Raw genomic sequence first — 17,203 nt, 5'->3', positions numbered from 1 at the left:
CACAAAAATGAAACAAGCCGGTAAAATCGAATTGTTTGTTCCCTTTTTGGAACAATGCATGCCATCCCCCTTTCCTTGGCCGGATGGCCGCGTCACCGAGGAGCGCGCGCGATGATTGACGATCTGAATGACATGCTGATCTTCGCCGAGGTCGTTCGCTCGGGCAGCATCACCCGGGCCGGCGAGCGGCTCGATCTGCCCAAGGCAACCGTGAGTCGGCGTCTGTCGCGGCTGGAGATGCGTCTGGGCACGAAGTTGCTGCACAAGACCACACGGCGGCTGGAACTGACAGAAGTCGGCGAGGCGTATTACGAGCGTTGCCTGCCGATTCTCGAGGAAGTGGAAGAGACGCGAGACTTCGCCTCGCAGCTCTCGAGCAAGCCGCGTGGACGGCTTCGCATCACGGCGCCCGGCGACTTTGCGGCGCAGTGGCTGGCGGTGCCGCTCGCCACGTTCTGCGCGGCCTATCCCGAGATTACGGTCGATGTGGATCTGAGTTCGCGACAGGTCGATCTGATCGCCGAGCGCATCGACGTCGCCATCCGCGCCGGACAACTCTCCGACTCCACTCTCGTGGCGCGCCCCCTCCTGGCGCTCACACGCAGTCTGTATGCCAGCCCGCTGTATCTGAGTGCGACGGGGTTGCCCGCCACGCCCGACGAGCTGGCGGGCCATCGCTTCGTGATCCTGCAAGGCGCGCGGCGTCTTTTCAACTCGGACACGCTGCACAGGGGACGTCAGCGCGCCGACATCACCATGCAAGGGGCGATTCAGGTCAACAGCATGGGCATGGTCAAGGAAATGACGGTGGCGGGCAGTGGCATCGCCGCGCTGACGGACATCCTGGCCGAGGATGCGTTGCGCACCGGCCGTCTCATCAAGGTGCTGCCCGAGTGGTCGTTACCGTCCAGTCCGGTGCATCTGGTCACGCCATCGCGACGCTTCCTCCCGCGCAAGACGCAGGTCTTCATCGAGCACATGCTCGCCGTCGCCAAGTCGTGTCCGGAGGAAAACCGGGACCCGTCAGTGCCGGGCCCGGCGCAAGCGTAAAGCGCTCGGCCGCTCAGGCCGACAGCCACTTTTCACGACGCTGTGCCGCGGCGCGATCGCGCGTCTCGGCGATGCGGTATTTCGAAATCTCCGGCGCGTCGAGCGTGAGCGCGGTCTCACGCAGGGCGTCGCGGCGGAACGCGTGGACCGTCACCCGGTCGCCCGGGCGATAGCGATCGAGCAGCTTGTCGAGATTGGCTTGCGTGACGCGCAGACCGTCGATGGCGACCAGCACATCGCCCGCCGACAATCCGGCCGCTTGCGCCGCGCCCCCGTCGAGCACCTGCGAGAGCGTAAGGTCGTCACCGCGCTTTGCCGTCTTCACCCCCAGCGCGGGACGGCCGTCCTCGGGCTTGACCGGTTCCAGCGTAAGTCCGACGCGTTCGAGCAGCGTCTTGATTGGCAGATCGCGCGTGCCGTGAATGGCGGTGGCGAAGAATTCCGACAGGTCGAGTCCCGAGACGTCCTCGAAGAACGGCTGCACGGCGTCTTCGTCGATACCCACGGGCGCGCCGCGATAGAAGTCGCGGCCATAGCGTTGCCACAACGCACGCATGATGTCGTCGAGCGACTTCTGGCCGCGCGTCTTCGAACGGATCGTCAGATCGAGCGCGAGCGCGACCAGCGACCCCTTCGTGTAATAGCTGACGATGGCGTTCGGCGCGTTCTCGTCCTGGCGGTAGTACTTCGTCCAGGCATCGAACGAACTCTCGGCCACGGTCTGCTTGAGACGGCCGCTGCCACGCAGCACGCCCGCCACCGTCTTGGCGACGAGTTCGTAGTAATCGGCAGGCGGAATCACGCCGCTGCGTACGAGCATCAGATCGTCGTAATAGGACGTAAAACCTTCGAACAGCCAGAGCAGTCGCGTATAGACTTCGCGATCGAGCACGTACGGTGCGAACACCGCCGGCTTGATGCGCTTGACGTTCCACGTGTGGAAGTACTCGTGGCTCACCAGGCCGAGGAAGCCGCGATAGGCTTCGCTCATGCGCGCCTGTCCCTGCACCGGCAGATCGTTGCGGCTCGCGAGCAGCGCCGTGGATGCACGGTGCTCCAGACCGCCGTACCCCTCGCCGACCGTCATGAGCAGGAAGACGTAGCGCGACATCGGCACGCGCGAGCGCGAACTCGCGCCCGGCTCGAACAAACGGATCTGCGCTTCGCAGATCTTCTTCATGTCGCGCAGCAACCGATCGAGATCGAGATTCGGCACCGGTCCGGTGATCGCAACTTCGTGTGTCACACCACAAGCCTTGAACGTGCCATGCACGAAGGTCCCCATCTCGACCGGCGAGTCGATCAACTCGTCGTAGTCGGCCGCCAGATAGCGCCCGAAGTCGAGCGCCGCCGTGCCTTCGGCCGGCGTGAGCGCAGTCGCGACGCGCCACGCTTTGAACGCCGCGCCGCGCGCGCGCAGCACATCGACTTCGCACGGCACCTGCTCCTGGCCTTCGACGCGCAGAAACACGCTCGTGCCGTTGAAGAAGCCGTGCGTGTCGTCGAGATGCGCGGCGCGTACCGACAGATCCCACGCGTACACCTCGTAGGTCACGATCAGCGTGCCCTTGCACGGCGTCGCCTGCCACGTGTGCTTGTCGAGCTTGTCGAGCGCCACCTTGCGGCCGCGGCACGTCGCCCCGATCGTCACGATGTTGCGGGCAAACTCGCGCACCATATAGCTGCCCGGAATCCACGCGGGCAGCGAGAAACGCTGCCCTTCGGGGGCGGGATTCGAGACCGTGACGGTCACTTCGAACAGATGCGCGGCAGGCGACTTCGGAACAATCGCATACCGGATGGCAGGCTGGGCAGACGTGGCTTTCATGAGGTGGCGGCTTCTTGTTGTCGGAACGGTCGGGCGTTGGCCAGACAAGCGAATGGACGGTTACTTGACCGTGGCGAGCGCCTTTTCCAGGGCTTCTGCAGGCACGGCGCCCGGCAGACGGCGGCCGTCGGACAGTATGATCGTCGGCGTTCCGGTCACGTTGAACTGATGCCCCAGCGCTACGTTCTGCACCACCGCGGTGTCGTCGCACTTGGCCGAAGGGGCCGGCGGCGCCTTCTTGTCGAGCATCCAGTCATGCCACGCGGTGAGCGGATTGGGGGCGCACCAGATCGCCTTCGACTTGGCGTCCGAATCGGGGCCGAGCACCGGGTACAGGAAGGTGTAGACGGTGATGTTGTCGAGCTTCGACGTCTTGAGCGTTTCCTCGAAGCGCTTGCAGTACGGGCAGTTCGGATCGGAGAACACGGCGACCTTGCGGCTGCCGTTACCCTTCACGTACTTGATGGCGCGATCGAGCGGCAGCTTGGCGAAGTCGATCTTGTTCAGTTCCGACTGACGCGCTTCCGTCAGGTTCTGACGCGTTTTCGTATCGACGAGGTTACCGCCGACAATCACGTATTTCGCCTTCTCGTCGGCATAGAGAATGTCGCTGCCAACGGCCACCTCAAAAAGGCCGGGGATGGGCGTACGTGCCACCGACTTGACGGGGGCCTCGGCGCCGAGCGTCTTTTGCACGGCGGCCTTCACACGGTCGAGGGCCGCGTCGGACTTGTTCTGCGCGACGGCGAACGTCGTGACAGTCGCGGCGCAAATTGTCGCCAGACCAAGCGCTGCGAGCGCCGCAGGGCGATAACGTTTCAACATCGAGTATCTCCAGAAGTGTGTCGAGCGAGAGGCGCGTCCGGACACGCCCGGTATCGACCGGAATTGGGTGGCATGGCCCGGCATAGGCGCCCCGAGGGGTCAGCCCAGCGCGCGGCCGATCAGGAATTTCTTGACGAAAGGCAGCACGTTCACGCAGTCGAGCCCCGCGTTGCGCACAAACCTGACCAGTGGGCTGTGCGTGGCGAACAGCTTGTGCAGGCCGTCCGTGGTGAGCGCCATGCTGCCGATGTCTTCCTTGCGGGCGCGCTCGTAGCGACGCAATACCGCCGCATCGCCGCAATCGCGGAACGATTCGCGGGCGGCGAGCGCGTCGCCGAGCGCCGCCACGTCGCGCAAACCGAGGTTCATGCCCTGGCCCGCGAGGGGATGCACGACGTGCGCCGCGTCGCCCACCAGCGCCACGCGCGGCGCGATCAGGCGTTTGGCCTGCGCCAGCACGAGCGGGAAACCCTGGGCGCGCGATGAGACCGGCGTGAGGTGGCCGAGTTCAACGTTCGAGAAGGTGCCGACGCGTTCGGCCAGCGCTTTGGGATCAAGCGCGAGCAACGCCTGGGCATGATCATGCGCGGCGGACCAGACCAGCGAGACGTGCTGGTCGGGCAGCGGCAGCAGCGCGACGATCTCGCCGTCGTGGAACCATTGAAATGCGGTGTCGCGGTGCGCGCGCTCCGCGCGGAAATTGCAGACCACGCCGAGTTGTTCGTAGGGACGCACCGAGCCGTCCAGCCCGGCGGTGCTGCGCACCCACGAGTGGGCGCCGTCGGCCCCCACCACGAGCGACGCGCGCAGGGTCTTGCCGTCCGACAGACGCACCGAGGCGGCGGCGGCATCGACTTCGAGCGCGTCGGCCCGGGCGTCGAGCCAATGCACTTGCGGGGAGAAGCGCAGGGCGGCGTCGAGCGCGCGCTCGAGGTTCGACGATTCGGCGATCCAGGCGAGTTGCGGCACGGCGGCCTGGTACGCCGAGAAATGCAGGCTGCCGCGATCGTCGCCAAAGACTTCCATGTCATAGACAGGATTGATGCGCGCGGGATCGACGGCCTGCCATACGCGCATGCGCTCGAAGAGGGCTTGCGAGCTGGACGAGAGCGAATAGATGCGGGCGTCCCACAGGTCGCCCGGGCCGGGGGCGGCTACGGCCGGCTGGGCGAGCAGTGCGACGGACAGGCGCGCCTGCGAAAGCAGCAGGGCGGCGGCCTTGCCGACCAGACCGCCACCGACGACGACGACATCGTGCGTTTGGCTGGAGGTTTGCGTTAGAGACATGCGGCGAATGCAGCGCCAGCGCCTGAATCGCGCGAGCCGGCTGGTTCAGAAAACGAGATGGCGTATTGTCGCACGCCTGCCGCGCAAGCGACGCCCGCTCCCCCGGGGGGCGGCTGTGGCACAGCGTCGCGTGCCACAGCCCGGCGCTATACTTGCGCGCATACCGATTATCAGACAGGGAGTCCTCCAATGCACCTCGACAACGAATCCGAAAGCGACAACGTCGAAGATCGACGGGGCGGCGGTTTCGGGGGACGCACCACCCTCGGCATCGGCACGATCGTGGTGGCGCTGGCCGCCTCGTATTTCTTCGGCATCGACCCGCGCGTCATCATCCAGGGCTCGCAGATGCTGCAGGGGCAGACCCAATCGCCGCCCCAGTCCGCACCGAATGCCGCGCCGGCCCACGATCCGAAGACCGTCTTCACCCGCAAGGTACTCGGCAACATCGAGCGCACCTGGGGAACCGTGTTCCCGCAGCAGGTGAACCGTCAGTACGTGGCGCCGAAACTGGTGCTGTTCTCCGGCGCAACGCCCACCGCATGCGGCACCGGACAAACGGCGATGGGGCCGTTTTACTGCCCGGGCGACCGCAAGGTCTACATCGATCTCGCCTTCTATGACGAATTGCGTCAGCGCTTCGGCGCGGGAGGCGATTTCGCGCAGGCGTATGTGATCGCGCACGAAGTGGGCCATCACATCCAGAATCTGCTGGGCATTTCCGAGAAGTTCGACGAGGCGCGACGCCGCATGAGCGAGGCGCAGGCCAATGCGTTGTCGGTGCGCCTGGAGCTGCAGGCCGACTGCTTCGCGGGCGTCTGGGCGAACAATGCCGAGAAGGCGAATCAGCAGTTGCTGGAGCCGGGCGACGTCGAGCAGGGGTTGAAGACAGCGTCGGCGATCGGCGACGACCGGCTGCAGCAGCAGGCGCAGGGCCGCGTGGTGCCGGAGTCGTTCACGCACGGGACGAGCGCGCAACGGGTGTATTGGCTGCGCCAAGGGTTGCAGTACGGCGACATGCGCAAGTGCGATACATTCTCGGCGAAGTCGCTGAGTTGAGTACGGCGCGGGCGGGGGTCGTCGCGACGCCGGCCCCCTCGTCTCCCTAGGCACCCGGGGCGCCGTTGGCGGCAGAACGGGTACAATAGCGGACTTTCCGCGACGCAATCACCGGCGCATTCCACGGCGCCACCCGGCGCACCCCCGGGGCATTTGTCGGCGCACTTATCGGATTAGACAGGATTTAGCATGAGCCTCAAATGCGGCATCGTCGGCTTGCCCAACGTCGGCAAGTCGACTCTTTTCAACGCGCTGACCAAAGCGGGCATCGCTGCCGAGAACTATCCGTTCTGCACCATCGAGCCGAACGTCGGCGTGGTGGAGGTGCCCGACCCGCGTCTGGGCAAGCTGGCCGAGATCGTCAAGCCCGAGCGGATCATGCCGGCGACGGTCGAGTTCGTCGACATTGCCGGCCTGGTGGCGGGCGCGTCCAAGGGTGAAGGGTTGGGCAACCAGTTCCTGGCCAACATCCGCGAGACGGACGCCATCACGCACGTCGTGCGCTGCTTTGAGGACGAGAACGTCATCCACGTGGCCGGCAAGGTGAATCCGATTTCGGACATCGAGGTCATCAACACGGAACTGGCGCTGGCGGATCTGGCCACGACGGAAAAGGCGCTGCAACGCTACTCGAAGGCGGCCAAGTCGGGCAACGACAAGGAAGCCGCCAAGCTCGTGGCGGTGCTGGAAAAGGTGGTGCCGGTGCTCAATGAAGCGCGTCCGGTGCGCTCGATCAAGCTGTCGGACGACGAGCTGGCGCTGATCAAGCCGTTCTGCCTGATCACGGCCAAGCCGACGATGTATGTCGCCAACGTGAAAGACGACGGCTTCGAAAACAATCCGCATCTGGACGCGGTGCGCAAGTACGCGGAGAGCGAGAATGCGCCGGTGGTGGCCGTATGTGCGGCCATCGAGGCGGAAATTGGCGACATGGACGACGCCGACAAGGCGGAATTCCTGGCCGACATGGGCATGGACGAGCCGGGCCTGGATCGCGTGATCCGCGCGGGCTTCAAGCTGCTGGGTCTGCAGACATACTTCACCGCAGGCGTGAAGGAAGTGCGCGCCTGGACGATCCATGTGGGCGACACCGCGCCGCAGGCCGCCGGCGTGATCCACACCGACTTCGAACGCGGCTTCATCCGCGCGCAAACCATCGCCTTTGACGATTTCATCCAGTACAAGGGCGAGCAAGGCGCGAAGGAAGCCGGCAAGATGCGCGCCGAAGGCAAGGAGTACGTTGTGCACGACGGCGATGTCATGAACTTCTTGTTCAACGTGTAACGCGATCGACTAGCAAGACAATGAACACCCCGGCCATCGCGCCGGGGTGTTTTGTTTCTGAGGGATGAAATGCGGAGGATTCACCGAGCGAGCAAACGATTTTCCAGCACGGTTTGCATATCGCGTCGCCCGTCGGCAATGAGAAAAATAACGACCTGCTTGCCGAGGATTCGATAAATGACTCGATACGGCTTAAAGGCCACCTGCCGATACTCCTTGATGCCAAGCGAGATGAGTTCCTTGGGATAGCTTCCCCGCTCGGGCCACCGTTCCAGCCCCGACACCACGTCCATCAGTTGGTCCAGCACATAATCGGCGTTTTGCGGGCAGTCGTACTCAGCAATGTAGTCGTGAATCGCTTCAAGGTCTCCCTGCGCACCGTCGGTCAGCATCACTTCGTACTTGACCACGATACCCGTCACTCCCCAAACTTTCTTTTCTTACGAAGGCGAGCCACCACGTCGGCAACCGGCGTGACTTTTCCCGCAGCGACATCCTGTTGGCCGAGTGCAAGCAATTTCAGCAAAGCCAGCGTCTCTTGTGTCTCTTCATACGACGCCACGTCTTGCAGCACAGCTTTGGCTTCGCCGTTCTGCGTAATGACCAACGGCGAGCGTTGTTCCGCCAGCGTTGCCAAGACCTCCGCAGCGTTCGCTTTCAAATAGCTGATCGGCTTGACCTGCGTCGAGTAGCGCATTTCCATGATTCCGTTTCCCGAATAGGACTGAATATAGTCCTTTTATAGTCCCAACTCAACGCCTGGGCACTTTGGCAAATACGAAGTATGGCGACGCCGTTGCCTTACCGGACGGGCCAGCTGACGCTAGCCAAGCGCGCCGTGCGCCGGAACCCGCGTGGAGACCCGGATTGCGCGACCAACTTCCCCCGCAACAAAATGCCGATTTTCGGAAGGCACTCGCCTCGAACGTTCGCATCACCCCGCCACCTTCCCGCCCCCCTCCGGACGCCGCCTGGCGAACCGGTTGCCCCGACGTCGACCCCGGTGATAATCGGACGAGGTGCTGCAGCGCCGTCGCCACGGCACGCCGGAATTTTGATCCGTTCGGAGACCGTCTCGTCTAATATGGCGTCGTGTTTTCCGTCGCGCGCAATGCATCGATAGTCGAAACCCTGTGCATCGCCCGCTTGGCGCAGACGGCCGCACCGCACGCCCACCCAAGCCGTCCCCGTAGTCGAGCATCACCGTTTTCATGCGCCCACCGGGAGGTTCATGCATGGCATCGAAGCCGTCGGCCGTCGATGAAGTGGTGTCAATCGAGCGCCGGCATTGGTCCGACGACCGCGCCCGCATCCGCCTCTATAGCGGGGCAGGCCTGCTCGTCACCCTCGCCGTGTTCGCCATCTGGTCCTATCAGCATTTTTTCGTCGTGCCCCCGAAGCTCGGCCCCATCGGCCTCGACTTCCTGCCATTCTGGGGAGCGTCCTACTTCGTGCTCCACGGGCATCCGCTCGACGCCTACAACGTCGATCTGATGACGCATGCGCAGATGGCCGCCCAGCCGTGGACGGCAAATTTGGGCGGCATCCTGCCCTGGCTTTACCCGCCCGTGATGATGATCCTGCTCGCGCCGGTCGCGCTGCTGCCCTTCGCTTACGCGTACGGCGCTTATGCCTGCATCGGCTTCGTCCTGTACTACGCCGCCCTGCGACGCACGGCACCGTGGCGCGACGCCCGCCTGCCCACCGTGAGTTTTCCCGGCGTGCTGCTCGTGATCGCCGCAGGACAGATCGCGCTTTACACCACCGCCCTCGCAGGCTTCTCACTGCTCTTGCTGCGCAAGCGTCCCGCATGGGCGGGCGCGCTCGCCGGATTGCTCTTCGTCAAACCGCACGTCGCCCTGCTCTTTCCGCTCGCGTTTCTCTGCGCCCGCGAGTGGCGCGCGCTGACCGCATGCGTCGTGACGGTCATCGGAAGTACGCTGCTCGCCGGCGCGGTCTTCGGTCTCGACGTCTATCCGACGTTCCTGCACGCGACGGCGTTGGCACGCCAAAGCCTCGTCGACGGCGAGGCGCAACTTGCCCGCATGCCGACGTTTTTCGTGATGGCACGCATGCTGGGCGCACCCGTCACGCTGGCCGCCATCGTCCATGCTGGCGTCGCGCTTGGCGCCGTGGCGGCAATGATCGACGTCTGGCGGCGTCCGGCGGCCTTCGCGCTGCGAGCCGCCACGCTCGTGTGCGCCACCACGCTCGTCAGCCCCTATCTCTACGACTACGATCTCGCGATGCTCTCGCTCGTCATCGCCTGGTATGCGCGCGACGGCATCGCGCGCGGCTGGTTGCGCGGGGAGCGCGAATGGCTCGTCGTGCTGTGGCTCACCCCCGCGTTCGGTCTGATCGGCGTGCTGCCAATTGGATTTCAGTTCATGCCGCTCATCACGCTCGCCACGCTCGCCATGCTGTGGCGCCGCCGTCGCCGACTCGCTCACGTGCCGGAAATGTCCGACGTACCCGCCGTGTCCCATGTCGCTGTGCCCCCGCACTGCGTCGACCCTGCCTGCGCCGATCGCCGCGCGTCGGCCACCGCGCCCGTGCCCACGAGGTAACCGCCATGCCCCGCGCCACCGAGAGTCGTCAGTCGCCCTTCCCGCAGAGAACGCCGCTTGTGTCGCTCGTCGTGCCCTGTCACAACGAAGCCCCGGTGCTCGACAAGTTCTACCGCGCCCTGGCTCCGGTGCTCGATGCCGTCGCGGACGTGCGCTTCGAAATCGTCTGCGTGAACGATGGCAGCACCGACGACACGCTTGGCACCCTGCTCGCCCTTCGCCGCGCCGACGCGCGCATCCGCGTGATCGACTTCACCCGCAACTTCGGCAAGGAAGCGGCGCTGAGCGCGGGCATCGACGAAGCGCGTGGCGATGCCGTCATCCCCATCGATGCCGACCTTCAGGATCCGCCGGCACTCATCCCCGTGATGATCGAGCGCTGGCGCAATGGCGCGGAAGTCGTGCTCGCCAAGCGCACGAATCGCGCGAGCGACCGCGTCGCCAAACGGGTCGCGGCGGGTCTTTACTATCGCATTCACAATCGCCTCTCGGAAGTGAAGCTGCCCGAGAACGTTGGCGATTTCCGCCTGATCGATCGACGCGTCGTGTCCGCGCTCAAGCAGTTGCCGGAGCGCCGCCGATTCATGAAGGGGTTGTTCGCCTGGGTCGGATTTCAGACGGAAATCGTGGAGTATGTGCGCGAGCCGCGCCGCGCGGGCGAGTCGAAGTTCTCCGGCTGGCGCCTGTGGAATTTCGCGCTTGAAGGCATTACCAGCTTCAGCACCGTGCCGCTGCGCTGCTGGACGTATCTCGGCGTCTCGCTCGCGCTCGTCTCGCTCGGTTACGGCGGCTTTATCGTGCTGCGCACGCTCATTCATGGCATCGACGTGCCCGGCTACGCCTCGCTGCTCGTCGGCACGCTGTTCCTCGGCGGCATTCAGCTCGTCGGTATCGGGGTGATCGGAGAGTACGTTGGCCGGATTTACTACGAAGCGAAAGGACGGCCGCTGTACCTGGTGCGACGCCGCTACCCGTCGAGCGCGAAGGTGAGCCAACTGCCGTCACGCGCGCCGTTGCCCCCATCGAGCCCCCGAATGCCGACGGCGCGCAAGCCGTTCGGCGCACGACTCAGGGCCGGCCAGTCGTCTGCCTCGCGTGCACGGCGTGTTGTCGCGCGTTGAGGCGGCACCGCCACGTCGATCAATGCCCGCCGGGCACGAACTCGGGCTTGTCCCCCGCCGTATCGCGCGAACGGTCGACGGCGTTGGTCGGCACCAACAGCAGCAACACCACGACACCGATCGAGATCGCCAGGATCGACAGGAACGTGAGGTGCAGCGAATGTTGCAGCACCGCGCGAATGGCCTGATCGGCCAGCGTCGACACGCCCCGGTCTTCCAGCACGTGCCGCAACTGATCGGAGGTGACGGGTGCCAGCCCGCTCGATTGCGTCAATCCGAAGTTGAGCACGGCGCCGAAAAGCGTCGCGCCGAGCGTGCTGCCCAGATTCCGCGAGAAGATGTTCGACGCCGTGGCGCTGCCGCGCTGCGACGGATCGACTAGCTCCTGAATCAGCACGAGCGCGCTTACGCTGCCCGTGCCCATCGAAAACCCCATCAGGAACGAGCCGAACCCGGCAAGCAACGGCGAACTGTTCGGCCCGAGCAGCGCAAAGACGATCCCGCCCACCGGCATCAGCAGGCTGCCGCCCACGAGAATGCGGCGCAGGCCGTAGCGCGTGAAGGTTTTCGCGGCGAACGTCGAACCGATCGGCCAGCCGACCATGATCATCGTGAGCGCCATGCCCGCCACGACCGGCGTCTGACGCAATACCCCCTGCGCGTACATCGGCAGGAAGGTCGTCAGCCCCATGAGCACCATGCCCGAGAGCAGCGTCGCCGCATTCGCCGCCGCAATCGGCCGGCGCCGCCAAAGCGCGAACGAGATCATCGGGTCCGGGGCGCGCCGCTCCTGCCAAACGAACAGCAGCGACGCGACGACGCACACCAGCACGCCGGCCCAGACGTGCGTGTCGGAGAAGGCGTTCGCGTCGGTCAGCGCGATCATCAGCGCCGCCACGGCAATCGCGAAGAACACGGCGCCCAGCGCGTCGATGCTCGGGCGCTGGCGCGGCGCGGCCTCGTGCAGATAGGCGACGAAGCCCGCCGCGGCCAACAGGCCGATGGGGATGTTGATCCAGAAGATCCACGACCACGACAAGTCGCGAATGATGATGCCGCCGAGCATCGGACCGAGCACGGCCGAGATGGCCCACACGCTCGCCAGGTAACCCTGCACCTTGCCGCGCTCGCTGGTCGGGTAGTAGTCGGCGATGATGGTCAGGCTGACCGGCTGGATGCACGCCGCCCCCACGCCCTGCAGCAGACGGAAGACGATCATCGCCGGCATCGACCACGCGAGTCCGCCGCCAAGCGAGGCAACCAGAAACACGGCGATACCCACGAGCATGACCGGCTTGCGACCGTAGAGGTCGGCCAGTTTGCCGAACACCACGGTCATGGCCGTCTGCGCCAGCAAAAAGGCGGAGAAAACCCAGCTGTACAGGGACAGCCCCCCAAGCTGGGCAACGATTTGCGGCATGGCCGTCGAAATGATCGTGGCCTCGATGGCAACCATGGAGGTCGCCGCCATGACGGATGCCACGATGAATGGCCGCATGGAAGGGCGTGTCGCAGACATGTGTTCTTTTAATGTGGGGGAATCGGGCGAAGCGACTTGCGAGGCGTACCGCCGCCGCCCCTGTCGGGTGCGGCGGTCACGTCGGACGGCGGAAGGCGGGATCGAACGTGGCGGCGATGCCGCACGCGTCGTCAAGACGACTTGGGCCAGGCGATGGCGTCAAGGATAGCTGAATGCGGGAAAACGCGTACGACACCCGCCAAGTGCGGCTTATCGTCGCACCAGACGCAGCAGGGCGAGCAACACGATGGCGCCGATCGTCGCCGTGATGATGCGCCCGAGCGTGCCGTATCCGACGGCGATGCCCAGATGTCGCAGCAGCCAGCCGCCGACGAACGCGCCGATCACGCCGACGACCATGTCGCCAATAATGCCGTAGCCGCCACCCACCACGAGGCCGGCGAGCCAACCGGCCACCAGCCCCACGAGCAAGAGCACGAGAATGTTCATGAGCGGCTCCGGGGCGCCGCGTCAGGCAGCGCGACTGCGCTTGACGGCACCGTAGATCACCAGCAGCACGATGGCGCCGACGATCGACGCGATCCACCCGGCCGACTGGCCTTCGGTGTAGAGATGGAGGAATTGCCCGACATATTTGGCGAGCAGCGCGCCGGCAATGCCAAGGATGATGGTCATGATGATGCCCAGATTGTCCCTTCCGGGATGCAGGGCGCGTGCAATGAGACCGACGACCAGACCGACAACGATAGTGCCGATGATGCCCATGACGTCTCTCCAAGGATGGGAACCCGAACGCAGTATAGCCCCGAAATCGGACGATTCGGCAAGCGTGTCGCGACATCCGCCCGCCACCGCCGCTCGCAAGCGGGGTCAAGGCACGCCGGCAATGGGCCTCCCGGGGGGCCGACAACGGGACCGAAAACCAACGATATGCCGGGTATAAGCGACACGTATTTGTCAAAACCGGGCGGCTGCGCGATCATGACGCATCGCTGTCCCGGCGCGCGGGGCACGTGGCACCCTCGAAACGGGCATCACGTCGACGCGCTATAATCAGCGGTTATTAGATCCCCCATATCATGCAACTGCTCGCTCTCGGCCTGAACCACCACACGGCGCCCGTCTCGCTGCGCGAACGGGTGGCGTTTCCGTTCGAGCGGATCGAGCCGGCACTGGCGGGGCTCAAGGGGCTGTGGACGGGCAGGTCGAGCGCCCCCGAGGCCGCCATCCTGTCGACGTGCAACCGCACGGAAATCTACTGCGTCACCGACGACGCCGCGGCCCGCGAGCGCGCGGTGCACTGGCTGTCCGAGTTTCACAACATTCCGGCCAGCGATCTCGCGCCGCATCTTTACGCCCTGCCCCAGTCCGACGCCGTGCGCCACGCGTTTCGCGTGGCGAGCGGGCTGGACTCGATGGTGCTGGGCGAGACGCAGATCCTCGGCCAGTTGAAGGACGCCGTGCGCACCGCCGCCGAGGCGGGCGCACTGGGCACCTATCTCAACCAGCTTTTCCAGCGCACGTTCGCGGTGGCGAAGGAAGTGCGTGGCCAGACCGAGATCGGCGCGCATTCGGTCTCGATGGCGGCCGCCGCGGTGCGACTCGCCCAGCGCATTTTCGAAAGCCTCAGCACGCAGAAGGTGCTGTTCATCGGCGCGGGCGAGATGATCGACCTGTGCGCCACGCATTTCGCCGCGCAGAACCCGAAAGCCCTGTACATCGCCAACCGGACCGCCGAGCGCGGCGAGAAGCTCGCCGAGCGGCTGGGCGGCACGGCCATCCGCCTGTCCGAGCTGCCGCAGCGCCTGCATGAATTCGACATCGTGGTGTCGTGCACGGCGAGCACGTTGCCGCTGATCGGTCTGGGCGCTGTCGAGCGCGCCATCAAGGCCCGCAAGCACAAGCCGATGTTCATGGTCGATCTGGCGGTGCCGCGCGACATCGAGCCGGAAGTCGGTCGTCTGACCGACATCTTCCTGTACACCGTCGACGATCTCGGCGCGGTCGTGCGCGAAGGCAATGCGCTGCGTCAGGCAGCGGTCGCGCAGGCCGAGGCGATCATCGAAACGCGTGTCCAGCACTTCATGCAATGGCTCGACGCCCGCAGTGTCGTGCCGGTCATCCGTGACATCCATGGCACGGCCGAGGCCATGCGCCTCGCCGAACTCGAGCGTGCCCAGCGCATGCTCGCGCGCGGCGACGATCCCGCCGCCGTGCTCGACGCCCTGTCCCAGTCCCTCACCAAGAAATTCCTGCACGGCCCGACGCACGCGCTGAACACGGCGCGCGGCGATTCGCGCGAGCAAATCCTTCACCTCATTCCCGAACTGTTCCGCACCTCGGGATCCGCCGACAAATAGATGAAAGCGAGCATGCAAGCCAAGCTCGACCAGTTGACGCAACGTCTGGTCGAGCTTGATGGCCTATTGAGCCAGGGCGACGTCACGCGCGATCTGGACAACTACCGCAAGCTCACGCGCGAACATGCCGAGCTGGCGCCCGTCGTCGAGCAGTATCGTCACTACCGCCAGGCTCAGAGCGATGTCGCGGCGGCCCAGGAGATGGCGCTGGACCCCGAGATGCGCGATTTCGCGGACGACGAAGCCGCCAGCGCCCGGGCACGCATGGACGACATGGAAGCCTCGCTGCAACGCATGCTGCTGCCGCGCGACCCCAACGACGAACGCAACATCTTCCTCGAAATCCGCGCGGGCACGGGCGGCGACGAATCGGCGCTGTTCGCCGGCGACCTGCTGCGCATGTACATGCGCTATGCGGAGCGCCACCGCTGGCAGGTCGAGATCATGTCGGCCAGCGAATCCGATCTGGGCGGCTATAAGGAAGTCATCGTCCGGCTGATCGGCCAGGGCGCCTACTCCCGCCTCAAGTTCGAGTCGGGCGGCCATCGCGTGCAGCGGGTACCGGCGACCGAAACGCAGGGCCGCATTCACACGTCCGCCTGCACGGTGGCCGTGATGCCGGAAGCCGATGACGTCGCCGACGTCGACATCAACCCGGCCGACATCCGTATCGACACGTTCCGCGCGTCGGGTGCCGGCGGCCAGCACGTCAACAAGACGGACTCGGCGGTGCGCATCACGCACTTGCCCACGGGCATCGTCGTCGAATGCCAGGACGACCGCTCGCAGCACCGCAACAAGGACAAGGCGCTCAAGGTACTCGCGGCGCGCATCAAGGACGCGCAACTGCGCGCCCAGCAAGCCAAGGAAGCCGCCACGCGCAAGAGCCTGATCGGATCGGGCGACCGCTCGGAACGCATTCGCACGTACAACTTCCCGCAGGGGCGGATGACGGATCACCGCATCAATCTCACGCTCTACAAGCTCGAATACATCATGGACGGCGATCTCGACGACATGATCAACGCGCTCGTCACCGAGCATCAGGCCGAGCAGTTGGCGTCGCTGGGCGAGGCCGCCTGATGTCGCAGGGTGCGCCCGACGCCGGGCACGACGTCGCCACGGTGGCCTCGCTGCTGCGCGAGCCGGGATTGCCGCCGATGGAGTCGCGCATTCTGCTCTCGCACGTGCTGGGCTGGTCCCGCACGCAACTGATCACCCGCGACCGCGAGCCGCTGGCGCCCGAAACGCTCGCTGTCTACCGTGCGCTGCATGCACGTCGCGTGGCGGGCGAACCCATCGCGTACCTGACCGGCACACGCGAATTCTTCGGCTTGACGCTGACGGTCAGCGCGTCCGTGTTGATTCCCCGCCCCGAAACCGAACTGCTCGTCGAACTGGCACTGGCGCGTCTGAAAGGCCGGCCGGCGCCGCGCGTGCTCGATCTGGGCACCGGCAGCGGCGCGATTGCGCTGGCCATTGCGCATTGCCGCCCCGACGCCCACGTCACGGCGCTCGATCGCTCTGCCGACGCGCTCGACGTCGCCCGCGAAAACGCCCGGCAGCTTGGATTGACCGCCTCCGTCACCTTCCTCGCCAGCGATTGGTATGCCGCATTGCCGGGCAATGCCGCGCCATTCGACATCATCGTCTCGAATCCGCCATACATCGTGTCGGACGACGCGCATCTCTCGCAAGGCGATCTGCGCTTCGAACCGGTCGATGCGCTGACCGACCACGCGGACGGTCTCGCCGCCCTGCGCACGATCGTGGCCGGTGCGCCGTCGCGCCTGCTGCCGAACAGCTGGCTGCTCTGCGAGCACGGCTACCATCAGGCCGCCGACGTACGCGCGCTTTGTCGAGCGGCAGGCTTGGTCGACGTCACCTCCGAACGCGATCTCGCGGGTATCGAGCGCACCACGGGGGGGCGCCGCGTCTGAGCGCGCACCGACGGACGCGGCGGAAAACCGCTAAAATGCCGGATACGCCGACTTTCCGGTATCTCCACGGGCTTTCCACCATGACCACCCAGCAACGTATCCAGCAAATCGTCACCGAACATCCTGTCGTGCTCTTCATGAAGGGCAACGCACAATTCCCGATGTGCGGCTTCTCGGGCCGTGCCATTCAGATCCTGAAGGCGTGCGGCGTCGACAACCTGTTCACGGTGGACGTGCTGCAAGACGAGGAAATCCGTCAAGGCGTGAAGGAATTCGCCAACTGGCCGACTATCCCGCAGCTCTACATCAACGGCGAATTCGTCGGCGGCTCGGACATCATGATGGAGATGTACCAGAGCGGCGAACTCAAGCAGGTCCTCGCCGATCTGGCGTAATACCCCA

General features: G+C 65.3%; 17 protein-coding genes. 9 read left to right on the top strand and 8 right to left on the bottom strand.

Annotated elements, in window-relative coordinates:
• The first annotated feature begins 111 nt into the window (after positions 1 to 111).
• Positions 112 to 1,050, top strand: coding sequence for a LysR family transcriptional regulator (locus PCE31107_RS18140; RefSeq protein WP_174966714.1), 939 nt, complete (start codon positions 112 to 114; stop codon positions 1,048 to 1,050).
• A gap of 13 nt (positions 1,051 to 1,063) precedes the next feature.
• Here PCE31107_RS18140 and PCE31107_RS18135 read toward each other — a convergent pair whose 3' ends face one another.
• From PCE31107_RS18135 to PCE31107_RS18125, 3 genes are all read right to left on the bottom strand, one after another.
• The gene (locus PCE31107_RS18135) at positions 1,064 to 2,878 is read right to left on the bottom strand and encodes a M61 family metallopeptidase (RefSeq protein ID WP_150610104.1); all 1,815 of its coding nucleotides are present in this window, start codon (positions 2,876 to 2,878) and stop codon (positions 1,064 to 1,066) included.
• A 60-nt stretch (positions 2,879 to 2,938) separates the two neighbouring features.
• Positions 2,939 to 3,703: a DsbC family protein gene (locus PCE31107_RS18130; RefSeq protein WP_150610102.1), complete on the bottom strand. Its 765-nt coding sequence runs from the start codon at positions 3,701 to 3,703 to the stop codon at positions 2,939 to 2,941.
• A 99-nt stretch (positions 3,704 to 3,802) separates the two neighbouring features.
• A complete protein-coding gene (locus PCE31107_RS18125) occupies positions 3,803 to 4,990 on the bottom strand; it encodes a UbiH/UbiF family hydroxylase (protein ID WP_150610101.1) in 1,188 nt (395 codons plus the stop codon).
• 189 nt (positions 4,991 to 5,179) lie between these two features.
• Here PCE31107_RS18125 and ypfJ point away from each other — a divergent pair, with 189 nt between their 5' ends.
• Together ypfJ and ychF are read left to right on the top strand one after the other, a co-directional pair.
• Positions 5,180 to 6,049 (top strand): KPN_02809 family neutral zinc metallopeptidase, encoded by an 870-nt coding sequence (gene ypfJ, locus PCE31107_RS18120; RefSeq protein ID WP_150610100.1) that lies wholly within the window; start codon positions 5,180 to 5,182, stop codon positions 6,047 to 6,049.
• Between the two features lie 189 nt (positions 6,050 to 6,238).
• Entirely contained in the window at positions 6,239 to 7,333 is a 1,095-nt protein-coding gene (gene ychF / locus PCE31107_RS18115; protein WP_130027245.1) for a redox-regulated ATPase YchF, read from the top strand.
• A gap of 80 nt (positions 7,334 to 7,413) precedes the next feature.
• Here the strand turns inward: ychF and PCE31107_RS18110 are convergent, their stop codons facing one another.
• On the bottom strand, positions 7,414 to 7,725 hold the full coding sequence (locus PCE31107_RS18110; protein ID WP_130027993.1) for a type II toxin-antitoxin system RelE/ParE family toxin: 312 nt from the start codon (positions 7,723 to 7,725) through the stop codon (positions 7,414 to 7,416).
• A gap of 26 nt (positions 7,726 to 7,751) precedes the next feature.
• Positions 7,752 to 8,030, bottom strand: coding sequence for a type II toxin-antitoxin system Phd/YefM family antitoxin (locus PCE31107_RS18105; protein WP_130027994.1), 279 nt, complete (start codon positions 8,028 to 8,030; stop codon positions 7,752 to 7,754).
• A 538-nt stretch (positions 8,031 to 8,568) separates the two neighbouring features.
• On the opposite strand from PCE31107_RS18105, the gene PCE31107_RS18100 reads away from it, so the two are divergent.
• On the top strand, positions 8,569 to 9,900 hold the full coding sequence (locus PCE31107_RS18100) for a glycosyltransferase family 87 protein (protein ID WP_150610099.1): 1,332 nt from the start codon (positions 8,569 to 8,571) through the stop codon (positions 9,898 to 9,900).
• Positions 9,901 to 9,905: 5 nt separating this feature from the next.
• A complete protein-coding gene (locus PCE31107_RS18095) occupies positions 9,906 to 11,021 on the top strand; it encodes a glycosyltransferase family 2 protein (RefSeq protein ID WP_150610097.1) in 1,116 nt (371 codons plus the stop codon).
• A gap of 19 nt (positions 11,022 to 11,040) precedes the next feature.
• Here PCE31107_RS18095 and PCE31107_RS18090 read toward each other — a convergent pair whose 3' ends face one another.
• From PCE31107_RS18090 to PCE31107_RS18080, 3 genes are all read right to left on the bottom strand, one after another.
• The gene (locus PCE31107_RS18090) at positions 11,041 to 12,540 is read right to left on the bottom strand and encodes an MDR family MFS transporter (RefSeq protein WP_130027306.1); all 1,500 of its coding nucleotides are present in this window, start codon (positions 12,538 to 12,540) and stop codon (positions 11,041 to 11,043) included.
• Between the two features lie 210 nt (positions 12,541 to 12,750).
• Positions 12,751 to 12,990, bottom strand: coding sequence for a GlsB/YeaQ/YmgE family stress response membrane protein (locus PCE31107_RS18085; RefSeq protein ID WP_017234657.1), 240 nt, complete (start codon positions 12,988 to 12,990; stop codon positions 12,751 to 12,753).
• Between the two features lie 21 nt (positions 12,991 to 13,011).
• Positions 13,012 to 13,266, bottom strand: coding sequence for a GlsB/YeaQ/YmgE family stress response membrane protein (locus PCE31107_RS18080; RefSeq protein WP_150610096.1), 255 nt, complete (start codon positions 13,264 to 13,266; stop codon positions 13,012 to 13,014).
• 314 nt (positions 13,267 to 13,580) lie between these two features.
• Here PCE31107_RS18080 and hemA point away from each other — a divergent pair, with 314 nt between their 5' ends.
• The 4 genes from hemA to grxD all read left to right on the top strand — a co-directional run bounded on the left by hemA (position 13,581) and on the right by grxD (position 17,196).
• Positions 13,581 to 14,861, top strand: a complete 1,281-nt coding sequence (gene hemA, locus PCE31107_RS18075; RefSeq protein WP_130027310.1) for a glutamyl-tRNA reductase — start codon at positions 13,581 to 13,583, stop codon at positions 14,859 to 14,861.
• Complete coding sequence (prfA, locus tag PCE31107_RS18070) at positions 14,862 to 15,944, top strand: peptide chain release factor 1 (protein WP_130027312.1); 1,083 nt, start codon at positions 14,862 to 14,864, stop codon at positions 15,942 to 15,944.
• A complete protein-coding gene (gene prmC / locus PCE31107_RS18065) occupies positions 15,944 to 16,801 on the top strand; it encodes a peptide chain release factor N(5)-glutamine methyltransferase (protein WP_150610095.1) in 858 nt (285 codons plus the stop codon). Before prfA ends, prmC begins: the two co-directional genes overlap by 1 nt.
• An 80-nt stretch (positions 16,802 to 16,881) precedes the next feature.
• Complete coding sequence (grxD, locus tag PCE31107_RS18060; RefSeq protein ID WP_130027315.1) at positions 16,882 to 17,196, top strand: Grx4 family monothiol glutaredoxin; 315 nt, start codon at positions 16,882 to 16,884, stop codon at positions 17,194 to 17,196.
• The last annotated feature ends 7 nt before the right edge of the window (positions 17,197 to 17,203 follow it).

It is taken from the genome of Pandoraea cepalis (genome assembly GCF_902459625.1).
Lineage (GTDB): Bacteria > Pseudomonadota > Gammaproteobacteria > Burkholderiales > Burkholderiaceae > Pandoraea > Pandoraea cepalis.
This window is presented reverse-complemented; position numbering and strand designations above follow the sequence as displayed.